This is a genomic window from Kitasatospora sp. NPDC059462 (assembly GCF_042749955.1).
Taxonomy (GTDB): Bacteria; Actinomycetota; Actinomycetes; order Streptomycetales; family Streptomycetaceae; genus Kitasatospora.
The window spans coordinates 1-9,713 of sequence record NZ_JBHYUU010000252.1; the positions used below are offsets into that span (position 1 = coordinate 1).

At 76.1% G+C, this 9,713-nt stretch carries 9 protein-coding genes and 1 pseudogene; 5 read left to right on the plus strand and 5 right to left on the minus strand.

What is annotated here, in order from left to right; translation table 11 throughout:
* On the minus strand, positions 1-2,820 hold a 2,820-nt coding region (locus ACFXAM_RS35530), incomplete at its 3' end, for a BTAD domain-containing putative transcriptional regulator (protein WP_380297685.1).
* Positions 2,821-3,005: 185 nt separating this feature from the next.
* Here ACFXAM_RS35530 and ACFXAM_RS35535 point away from each other — a divergent pair.
* Positions 3,006-3,437, plus strand: coding sequence for a carboxymuconolactone decarboxylase family protein (locus tag ACFXAM_RS35535; RefSeq protein WP_380297687.1), 432 nt, complete (start codon positions 3,006-3,008; stop codon positions 3,435-3,437).
* 66 nt (positions 3,438-3,503) lie between these two features.
* Positions 3,504-4,151: a DinB family protein gene (locus ACFXAM_RS35540; protein WP_380297688.1), complete on the plus strand. Its 648-nt coding sequence runs from the start codon at positions 3,504-3,506 to the stop codon at positions 4,149-4,151.
* Between the two features lie 24 nt (positions 4,152-4,175).
* Here ACFXAM_RS35540 and ACFXAM_RS35545 read toward each other — a convergent pair whose 3' ends face one another.
* Positions 4,176-5,156 carry a helix-turn-helix transcriptional regulator gene (locus ACFXAM_RS35545; protein ID WP_380297689.1) on the minus strand — a complete coding sequence of 327 codons (981 nt, stop codon included), beginning with the start codon at positions 5,154-5,156 and terminating at the stop codon, positions 4,176-4,178.
* Between the two features lie 119 nt (positions 5,157-5,275).
* Here ACFXAM_RS35545 and ACFXAM_RS35550 point away from each other — a divergent pair, with 119 nt between their 5' ends.
* Positions 5,276-5,689 (plus strand): DUF3224 domain-containing protein, encoded by a 414-nt coding sequence (locus ACFXAM_RS35550; RefSeq protein ID WP_380297691.1) that lies wholly within the window; start codon positions 5,276-5,278, stop codon positions 5,687-5,689.
* Between the two features lie 26 nt (positions 5,690-5,715).
* On the opposite strand, the gene ACFXAM_RS35555 is transcribed toward ACFXAM_RS35550, so the two are convergent.
* Entirely contained in the window at positions 5,716-6,549 is an 834-nt protein-coding gene (locus tag ACFXAM_RS35555; RefSeq protein ID WP_380297693.1) for a class I SAM-dependent methyltransferase, read from the minus strand.
* Positions 6,550-6,630: 81 nt separating this feature from the next.
* Complete coding sequence (locus ACFXAM_RS35560; RefSeq protein WP_380297695.1) at positions 6,631-7,029, minus strand: YciI family protein; 399 nt, start codon at positions 7,027-7,029, stop codon at positions 6,631-6,633.
* A gap of 167 nt (positions 7,030-7,196) precedes the next feature.
* Between ACFXAM_RS35560 and ACFXAM_RS35565 the strand changes: the two genes are divergently transcribed.
* The gene (locus ACFXAM_RS35565; protein ID WP_380297697.1) at positions 7,197-8,135 is read left to right on the plus strand and encodes an oxygenase MpaB family protein; all 939 of its coding nucleotides are present in this window, start codon (positions 7,197-7,199) and stop codon (positions 8,133-8,135) included.
* On the opposite strand, the pseudogene ACFXAM_RS35570 reads toward ACFXAM_RS35565, so the two are convergent.
* Positions 8,114-9,007 (minus strand): annotated as a pseudogene (locus ACFXAM_RS35570) (helix-turn-helix transcriptional regulator); the annotation flags it as partial. The gene ACFXAM_RS35565 and the pseudogene ACFXAM_RS35570 sit on opposite strands and share 22 nt — an antisense overlap.
* A 103-nt stretch (positions 9,008-9,110) precedes the next feature.
* Here ACFXAM_RS35570 and ACFXAM_RS35575 point away from each other — a divergent pair.
* The gene (locus ACFXAM_RS35575) at positions 9,111-9,671 is read left to right on the plus strand and encodes an NAD(P)H-dependent oxidoreductase (RefSeq protein WP_380297699.1); all 561 of its coding nucleotides are present in this window, start codon (positions 9,111-9,113) and stop codon (positions 9,669-9,671) included.
* Positions 9,672-9,713 lie beyond the last annotated feature (42 nt).

Here is a 9,713-nt window from a genome sequence, read left to right on the forward strand (position 1 = left end):
GTCCGCCAGCGCGTCGCCGAGCGCGGCCAGGGCCAGGCCGCGGCCGCGGTGGTCCCCGTCCAGGGTCAGCGCCTCGACCGCGCGTTCCGCCGCCTCGGCCGCCTCCGGGGCGCGCCCGGCCGCGCGCAGCGACTCGCCGAGGCGCAGCAGGATCCGGCCGGTGCGCCGGTGGTCCTCCGGGCCGGTCAGGGCGAGGGCCGCCCGCCGATGGGCGACCGCCTGGTCGTAACGGCCGAGCTCGTGGGCGATCGAACCGAGCGAGTCCCGGGCCCGGGCCTCCAGCTCGTGGTCGGCCAGGTCGTGACCGATCACCAGGGACTGGTCGACCACCCGGCCCGCCGCGCCGAACCGGCCCTGGCGGGCGAACGCCCCCGCCAGCTCCAGCAGTTCGGCGGCCAGGGCGCGCCGGTCGCCGACCCGCTGCCAGACCGCGACCGCGGCCGAGAACCCGGCCACCGCCTCGTCCGGGCGGCCGAGTTGGACGAAGCAGGCGGCGAGCGAGCCGTGCACGAGGGCGAGCAGCGGCTGCGGCAGTCCGTGCGCGGTGCACAGGTCGCGGGCCCGGAGCAGTTCGGTGAGGGCCGAGGACGCGGAGCCGACCTCGGCCAGCAGCCGGCCGAGCACCAGGCGCGCCCGGGCCTCCGCCGTCCGGCCGCCCTCCCGCAGGGCGGCGTGCAGCAGGGCGTTGGCGGCGTGGCCGAGCGGCCGGGTGGCGTGCCCGGAGTCCGCCGACAGGCATGCGCCCAGCAGGAGTTCGGCGAGCCGGTCGAGGCCGGGCGCCGCCCCCGGGGACCGGCCCGGGAGCGTCGCGCACTGGCGCACCAGGGCCCCGACGGCCACGTAGTCCCCGACCGCCGGGGAGGCGGCCGGTGCCGCGGGCGACCGGAGCGCGGCCGTCACCCCGGCGTGGTGGTGGTCCACCAGCCGGGCCAGCGCGGCCGCCCGCTCGTCGTCGGCCTCCGCACGACCGGCCGGGTCGTCAGGGCTGCCCGGATCGTCGGCACCGTCCGGGCCGGGCCGGTCGACCCGCTGGGCGAAGGCCCGCAGCAGATCGTGGTAGCGGTAGCGGTCGGGGCTCGCCGCGACCTCCAGCATCGAGCAGTCCACCAGGGACTCGGCCAGCGCCTCGGCGTCCGGCCCCGGCCGGTCCAGGACCGCCGCCACCTGCGCCGCCGACAGGTCCGGCACCTCGGGGACGGCCAACAGCCGGAAGGCGCGGGCCTGTTCGGCGTCCAGCAGGTCGTACCCGAAGCGGAACGACGAGTCGACCGCGAGATCCCCGCTGCGCAGCGCGTCCAACCGATAGCGCTCTCCGCCCAGTTGCTCCACCAGCCGGGCGACGCTCCAGCCCGGGCGGCAGGCCAGCCGGGCCGCGAGGATCCGGACCGCCAGCGGCAACTGACCGCAGAGCCGGACGAGTTCACGGGCCGAAGCATCCTCCGCCGCCACCCGTTCGGCGCCCACCACCCGGGTCAGCAGGGTGACCGCCTCCTCCGCGGGCAGCACCGGCAGTTCGGTGAAGCGGGCGTTGGGCAGCGCGCCGATCCGGGTCCGGCTGGTGACCAGGACGGCGCAGCCCGCGCCGCCCGGGAGCAGCGGCCTGATCTGCTCGGCGTCGCGCGCGTTGTCGAGCAGCACCAGGACCCGCCGCCCCGCGAGCAACGAACGGTAGCGGGCCGCCCGTTCGGCCGGCCTGGCCGGGATCGCCTCGCCGGGGACGCCGAGGGAGCGCAGGAAGACCGCCAGCGCCTCCTCGGGGCGGGCCGGGCGGCCGTCCGCACCGTGCAGGTCGAGGTAGAGCCGGCCGTCCGGGAACTCCTCGGCGAGACCGTGCGCGACGTGCAGGGCGAGCGCGGTCTTGCCGACCCCGCCCATGCCCGCGACCGCCGCCACGGGCACGCAGCCCGGCTGCCGCAGGGCGGCCCGCAGCGCCGCCACCTCGGCCGACCGGCCGGTGAAGTCGGCGACGGCGGCGGGGAGTTGGTCGGGCCGGAGCAGGGCGGCCGGTTCCGGGGCGGGCGGCGGCAGGGGCTGCGCCGACGGCTCCGGCCCGGGCGCCGCCAGGGTCTCGTCCGCCGCGAGGATCCGCCCCTGCAGATCGCGCAGTCCCGGGCCGGCGCCGACGCCCAGCTCGGTGCGCAGCCGGCGGTCCGCCGCCCGGTACACCTCCAGCGCGTCGGCCTGCCGTCCGGAGCGGTAGAGCGCGAGCATCAGCAGCTCCGAGAGCCGTTCGCGCAGCGGGTGCTCCTCGGCCAGGGCCGCCAGTTCGGCGACCGACTCCGCCCACCGGCCGCCCTCGACCTCCGCCTCCAGGCACGACTCCAGGACGGCGAGCCGGCGCTCCTCCCACTCCCGGCGCCGGCGCTGCACGTAGGGCCCGGGCACCCCGGACATCGGCTCGCCGCGCCAGAGCGCCAGCGCCGTCCGCAGCACGGCCGCCGCCTGCGCGGGCCGCCCCTCGGCGCGCAGCGTCCGCGCCCGGGCCAGCAGCGTCTCGCACCGGGCGGTGTCCAGGCCGTCGGGCCCGGCCACCAGCAGGTAGCCGCCGCCGAGCGAGGTCAGCACGTCCGGCCCGAGGATCCGGCGCAGCCGGTGCACATAGGTGCGGATGACGCCGTGTGCGCTGGCCGGCGGGTCCTCGCCCCACAGGTCGTCGACCAGTTGGGCGCCCGACACCTGCCGGCCCGCCCGGAACAGCAGGGCGAGCAGCAGGCCCTGCTGCTGCGGCGATCCGAGCGCCAGCTCCACCCCGTCCCGCAGGCCGCGCACCGGCCCCAGCACCTCGAACCGCAGCCCTCCCGACCACGCCTCCCGGTCCACCGATCGACTCCCCCCGTGTCCGCACAACTCCCCCGTCCGCATGATAACCACCGGCATTCCCGCTGCTCAGCTCGGACGGAACGGCGCCGCCGGGGCCGCCGCGGCGATGCTTGACTTCGAGTGGACTCCACCTCATAGCTTCGACGGCACGACGCACCGCGGACGAGCCGGGAACGGAGAACCCCATGAGCACGGACAGCAGCAGCGACAGCGCCGCCACCACGCGCGAGGAGCGATTCGAGCGGGGGCTGGCCGTGCTCACCTCCGTCGACGGCGAGGCCGGACAGCGGGTGATCGACGCACTCGCCGACATCCACCCCGAACTCGCCCACCAGGTGGTCGCCTGGGGCTTCGGCGAGATCTACAGCCGGCCTGGACTGCCGCCTCGCGACCGGCAGTTGGTCACCCTGGGCATGCTCACCGCACTCGGCGGCTGCGAACCGCAGCTCGACGTGCACCTCAACGCCGCCCTCAACGTCGGCCTCACGCCCGCCGAGATCACCGAGGTCCTGCTGCACTCCGCCGCGTACTGCGGCTTCCCCAAGGCCCTGAACGCCACCTTCGTCGCCAAGAAGGTCTTCGGCGAGCGCGGCCTGCTGCCCGTGGAGGGGCGGTGAGCGCGCCGTACTCCCGGGCCGGAAAAGCCGGTGAACGACGGGAACGGCGGCGGCAGACTGGCCGGCATGACCGATGAGACGCTCGAAGCGTTCAAGAAGGACCTGCTCGTCTATCTGCAGGACGCCCGGGACGCCCTGCTCTGGAAGCTCGAAGGACTCTCCGAGTACGACATCCGCCGGCCGCTGACGCCGACCGGGACCAATCTGCTGGGGCTCGTCAAGCACATGACGGCGGCGGAGGCCCTGTACTTCGGGGAGACCTTCGGGCGGCCGTTCGACGCGCCCCGGCCATGGATCACCGGGGACGCCGAGCCCAACTCCGACTTCTGGGCCACCCCGGAGGAGAGCCGGGAGCAGATCGTCGACCATTACCGCGCGGCCCAGGCGCACGCCGACGCCACGATCGCCGCGCTGCCGCTGGACGCGGTCGGCCGGGTGCCGTGGGGCAGGCGCAGCGAGGTGACGCTGCACCACGGCCTCGTCCACATGACCGCCGAGACCCAGCGGCACGCCGGACACGCCGACATCGTCCGCGAACTCGTCGACGGCAGGACCGGCCAGCGGCAGGGCGGGGAGAACACCGCGCCCGGCGACGCCGCCTGGTGGGCCGGTCACCTGGCCCGCGTCGAGGACGCCGCCCGGCGGGCGGCCGGGGCCTCGCGGCCGGCCCCGGCGCAGCAGTCCGCCCAGGCGCAACGGCCCGCCCAGGCGTAGGTGCCCGCTCGGGCGGTCGCCCGTTCAGGCGTAGTGGCGGGCGACGGCGGTGGCGGCGTCCGCGACGGCCGCGCGCAGGTCGGGCGGGCCGAGCACCACGGCCTCCGGGCCGAGCCGCAGGAGGTCCCCGACGGCCACCGCCGTGTTCTCGACGGCGAGGTCCACCTCCACCCACCCGTCGGCCCCGGGCGGCCCGGCGGCGGCCACGGCCCGGGCACCGGCGGCGCCGAACTGCATCGGGAGCAGCTTCCGGGCCTGCGGGGAGACCCGCAGCCGGGCGGTCTGCCGGTGGAGGGCGGCGGTCAGCCGGCGGGCGGTCTCGGCCCAGTGGGCGGCCAGGTCGAAGCCGACGGGGCGCTCGAAGGCCTCCTCGGCGACCTCGACGGCGAGCAGCCGGGAGACCCGGTAGGTGCGGACGGCCTGCTCGGGGTCGCCGGCGGCCGCCGCACCGGCGACCAGGTACCAGATGCCGCCCTTGAGGACGAGGCCCAGCGGGTGCAGTTCCCGGTGCACCTCGCCGCGCCAGCGGCGGTAGTGGACGCGCAGCACCCGCTGCTCCCAGACCGCCCGCGCCACCGGGGCCAGATGGGTGACCGGGTCGGCGTCGCGGAACCATGCCGGGGCGTCGAGGTGGAAGCGGTCCTGGACGCGGCGGGTGCGGTCGGCGAGTTCGGCGGGCAGCGCCGCCTGGAGCTTGAGCTGGGCGGTGGTCAGCACCGCGCCGAGCCCGAGGTCGCGGGCCGGCCCCGGGGCGCCGGTGAGGAACAGCGCGTCGGCCTCGGCGTCGGTGAGGCCGGTGAGCCGGGTGCGGTAGCCGTCCATCAGCCGGTAGCCGCCCTCGGGGCCCCGGTCGGCGGTCACCGGCACCCCGGACGCGGCCAGCGCCTCGACGTCCCGGTAGACGGTGCGGACCGACACCTCCAGCTCGGCCGCGAGTTCCCCGGCGGTCATCCGGCCGCGGTTCTGGAGCAGGAGCAGCAGGGCGAGGAGCCGGTCGGCGCGCATGCCCCTCATTCTGGCGCCCGTACCTGACAGAAGGTGTCAGGTACGGGCGCCAGAGTGATCACCGGGCGCGCGGCACACCCGCCGCGCGCCGGCCCGGAGGCACCACCCTGAGGACGACCATGAACGCATCCACCACCGTCACCGGCGGCTTCGGCTACACCGACTGGACGGAGACCCCGATCGGACCGGCGGAGACCCTGCCCCGGCTGGCCCGGGCCTCCGTCGTCAACACCTTCACCGGCGGCATCGAGGCGGCCGCGACCGTCTGCGAGTACGTCCTCGTCTACGCCACCGCGAACACCGGCGGCTTCACCGGCCTGCAGCGGTTCACCGGCCGGCTGGACGGCCGCGCCGGGGGATTCGTCGTGGAGGAGCGCGGCACCTTCGAGGAGGACGGCACCGTCCGCTGCACCTTCGAGGTGGTCCCCGGCAGCGCCACCGGCGAGCTCACCGGCCTGCGCGGCACCGGCGGCTACCACTACCGCCCCGGCGAGTCGCCCGTCCCGTTCACCTTCGGCTACGAGCTCGGCTGAGCCGCCCCGGGGTTCGAGGGCGCACCCTAGGCGCGGCCGGTGAGCAGGGAGATCCGGACCTCCTCCGGGTAGCCGGCGGCGGTGGGCGGGGCGGGGAGGGCGGCGAGCAGCCGGGCGGCGAAGGCCGGCCGGTCGGCGTCGGAGGGGAGCTGCGGGGCGGGGATCGCGGAGTAGAGGGTGCCCAGGAGCCGGTCGGGGGTGAGGGCGTCCTCGTACGCGATCACCGTCTCCCGCACGTCCGTGAAGCCGGCCGCCGCCAGCTCGGCGGCGTAGCGCTCGCGTTCGGCCGCGCCGGTGCCGCAGGAGGCGGTGACCGGGCGGCCGAAGTGCTCCTCCAGCGCGCCGCGCAGGGCCTGCGACCAGTCGGTGTCCTGGGCCCAGACCGGTGTGCCGTTGGCGATCACGGCGACCCCGCCGCCCGCACGGGTGCGGGGGCGCAGGGCCCGGAAGAGCTCCTCGGAGCGCATCCAGTGCAGGGCGTTGCCGATCACGGTGACGCCGAGCGGGCGGTCGCCGGGCAGCAGGTCCGCGAGGGCGGGGACGTCCGCGTCGGTGCCGAGCAGCCACAGCGCGTTGCGCACGCCGGCCCGGTCGGCGGCGGCCCGGGCCCCGCGGAGCATGTCCGGTTCCGGGTCCAGACCGATGACGGTCCGGACCCGGGCGGCGAGCGGCAGGGCGAGCTGGCCGGTGCCGCAGCCGAGGTCGAGCGCGAGGTCGCCGATGCCGGGGTGGGCGTCCAGGCCGAAGGCGCGGACGAGGGTGTCGAAGACGGCCGGCGGACAGCCGCGGCGGTACTCGGCGTAGTAGGCGGCCACCTCACCGGAGAAGTCCGGGAGGGCGGGGGCGGTGGAGGAGGTCATGGCCGAGTACCTGCCCACCCGGGCCGGGCGCAGTCGGCTGATCGCTGTGGGCGGACGGCCCGGGTGGGCAGGGGCCGGCGTTCAGACCTCGACGGGCGGCTCGGACATGATCCGGCGCACCTCGACCGGCATGTCGAGGGGCCTGCCGCCCGGGCCGGGGGCGGCGGAGACCTCGGCCGCGATCGCGATCGCGCGCGGCTCGTCGGCGCAGTCCACGATCCACCAGCCGGCCAGCCACTCCTTGGTCTCCGCGAAGGGGCCGTCGCTGACCACCGGTACGCCGCCGCCGGCGCGCACGATCCGGGCGGTCTCCGGCCCGGCCAGGCCCTGGGCGTCGACGAGTTCGCCGGTGCCGTGGAGCTCGGCGTTGAGGTCCCGCATGTACTGGACGTGCACCCGGACGTCCTCGACCGGCCACTCCTCGACCTTCGGGATGTCGAGGTCCTTCGAGCTGAACTGCATCAGCAGCATGTACTTCATCGTTGCGCTCCTCGTTCGTCCTGGGCTTTCACGGAAGGGTCGGAGCCGGCCGCGCGATCTCGACATCCCCGGCGCCGTCCGCGGCAAGAACGTAGCGGCTGCGCCCGCGCGCCCCCGGGAGCGACGTCGTTGACCCGGCGCCGACCACGCGCCTAGGGTCGGGATCCGTGCAGCGATACGACTGGCTGAAGACGATTCAGCGGATGGATCCGGAGACGCAGTTCACCGAGATCTACCGGATCAGCAGCTGGTACGAGTTCCCCTGGGACTACATCCAGTCACTCGGCTTCGCGCTCTACCGCACCTACGCCGTGCCCGGCATCGGCCGGCTGCTCGCCCGCACCGGCGAGTTCACCGGTCGCACCCAGAAGCGGTACGACGACACCCTGCTGATCCTGGAGGCGGTGGTCGAGCACGGCTTCGACTCCTCCCGGGGGCGGGAGGCGATCCGCCGGATGAACCGGATGCACCGCCGGTACGACATCTCGAACGACGACTTCCGGTACGTGCTCGCGACGTTCGTGGTGACGCCCAAGCGGTGGATGGACGACTACGGCTGGCGCCGCCTCTCCCCGCACGAGATCCGGGCGGCGGTCAACTACTACCGCGAGCTGGGCCGGCACATGGGCCTGAGCGGCATCCCGGAGACCTACGAGGAGTTCGAGCGGCTGCTCGACGACTACGAGCGCGAGCACTTCGCCTTCGACCCGGCCGGCCGGGCGGTCTCCGACGCGACGCTCGGCCTGATGGCCTCCTGGTACCCGCTGCCGGTGCGGCCGGCGATGCGGCTCTCCTCGGTCTGCCTGCTAGACGACCCGCTGCGCGAGGCCTTCGGCTACCCCGCCCCGCCGGCCGCGGTGCGCGGCGCCGTGCGCGCGGGGATGCGGCTGCGCGGGCGTTTCGTGCGGCTGCTGCCGCCGCGCCGCAGGCCGCACCTCGGCCGGGACGGCCGGCAGGTGCGCAGCTACCCCGGCTATCCCCACGGCTACCGGATCAGCGACCTGGGGACGTTCGAGGGCGCGGGTTCCTCCTCCGGCGGCTGCCCGTTCCCGCACGCCCCGGCGTCCGTGGACGGGGGCCGGGCCGTGGACGGGGACGGCGGCTGAGGCGCGGCGGTCAGGCCGGCCAGCAGCCGCAGCCCCGCCTCGGAGGGCGAACCCGGCTCGGCCGTGTACACGGCCACCCGCTGCCCCTCGTCCTTCGGCAGCACCAGGTACTCGGTGGTCAGCTCCAGCCGGCCGACCAGCGGGTGCCGGTACACCCGGTGGTCGGTGCCGTTGCAGAGCACCGAGTGGGTGGCCCACAGCCGTGCGAACTCCTCGCTCGCCAGGCTCAGTTCACCGACCAGGGCGGCCAGCCCCGGCGCACCCGGGTAGCGGCCGGCGATCATCCGCAGATCGGCCACCGCGGTGCGGGCCTTGCTCGGCCAGTCCTCGAACAGTTCGCGCAGGTGCGGGTCGAGGAACAGCAGCCGGGCGAGGTTGGGCCGGTCGGCGGGGCGGTCCGGGGCGGCCGGGTCGAGGTGTCCGGCCAGCAGCGCGTGGGCGAGCGGGTTCCAGGCCAGGACGTCGAAGAACCGCCCGATCACCAGCACCGGGGCGCAGCCGAGCGAGTCGACCAGCACCCGCACCGACGGGCGCACCCGCTCGGGGCGCAGCGTGCAGTGCCGCGGCCGGGGCACCGGACGGGCCAGCGCGTAGAGGTGGGCGCGTTCGGTGGCGTCCAGGCGCAGCACCCGGGCGACCGCGTCCAGGACGGCGTCCGAGGCGTTCGGGCTCAGCCCCTGTTCGAGCCGCGTGTAGTACCCGGCGCTCACCCCGGCCAGCTGCGCCAGCTCCTCGCGGCGCAGCCCGGGGACGCGGCGCCGGCCACCGAACGTCGGCAGCCCGACGTCCTCCGGGCGCAGTCCGGCCCGCCGGGAGCGGAGGAAGGCGCCGAGTTCGCGGTGGGGCGCCGGGGCGTCCTGCGATGGGGTCATGACGCCCAGTCTCCCCCGGGCGCACGGGTGTTGCCTGCACCTGCGGGGTGTAGGCACAGCGGATGCCTGGCAGCCGGACGGCGTCCGGCGCAGGCTGCTCGTCATGACCACCGACGACACCCGCACCCTCGTCCTGCTCGCCCACCCCGATCTGGCGGCCTCCCGGGTCAACGCGGCACTGGCCCGGGCCGCCCGGAGCGTCCCGTCCGTCACCGTCCACGACCTGTACGCCGCCTATCCGCGCTCCCGGCGGGCGGACGCCCCGGCGACGCCGGTCGACGCCGGGTTCGAGCAGAAGCTGCTCGCCGCCCACGACCACGTGGTGTTCCAGTTCCCGCTGCAGTGGTACTCCTCGCCGCCGCTGCTGAAGGAGTGGCTGGACGAGGTGCTCACGGAGGGCTTCGCCTACGGCCCCGGCGGCGAGGCCCTGCGCGGCAGGTCGCTGCGGGTGGCCACCTCGACGGGCGGTCCCGCCGCCGCGTACCGCCCGGGCGGGAGGGCGCACCGGGCGCTGCCGGACCTGCTCCTCCCCTACGCCGCCACCGCCAACCTCGTCGGGATGGACTACCGGCCGCCGTTCGCCGTCCAGGACGCCCGCGCCCTGAGCGACCCCGAGCTCGCCGGCCACGCGGACCGCTACCGGGAGCTGCTGGCCGCCGGCTGACCCGCCGGGGCCGCCCGCAGTGCCCGCCGTCCCGGCCGCGCG

What these genes read in the sequence shown, in the direction of transcription:
- ACFXAM_RS35550 (WP_380297691.1), top strand. Translation starts at nt 5,276, where the DNA reads ATGAACGCATCCACCACCGTCACCGGCGGCTTCGGCTACACCGACTGG.
- ACFXAM_RS35560 (WP_380297695.1), bottom strand. Translation starts at nt 7,029, where the DNA reads ATGAAGTACATGCTGCTGATGCAGTTCAGCTCGAAGGACCTCGACATC.
- ACFXAM_RS35575 (WP_380297699.1), top strand. Translation starts at nt 9,111, where the DNA reads ATGACCACCGACGACACCCGCACCCTCGTCCTGCTCGCCCACCCCGAT.
- ACFXAM_RS35555 (WP_380297693.1), bottom strand. Translation starts at nt 6,549, where the DNA reads ATGACCTCCTCCACCGCCCCCGCCCTCCCGGACTTCTCCGGTGAGGTG.
- ACFXAM_RS35540 (WP_380297688.1), top strand. Translation starts at nt 3,504, where the DNA reads ATGACCGATGAGACGCTCGAAGCGTTCAAGAAGGACCTGCTCGTCTAT.
- ACFXAM_RS35535 (WP_380297687.1), top strand. Translation starts at nt 3,006, where the DNA reads ATGAGCACGGACAGCAGCAGCGACAGCGCCGCCACCACGCGCGAGGAG.
- ACFXAM_RS35545 (WP_380297689.1), bottom strand. Translation starts at nt 5,156, where the DNA reads ATGCGCGCCGACCGGCTCCTCGCCCTGCTGCTCCTGCTCCAGAACCGC.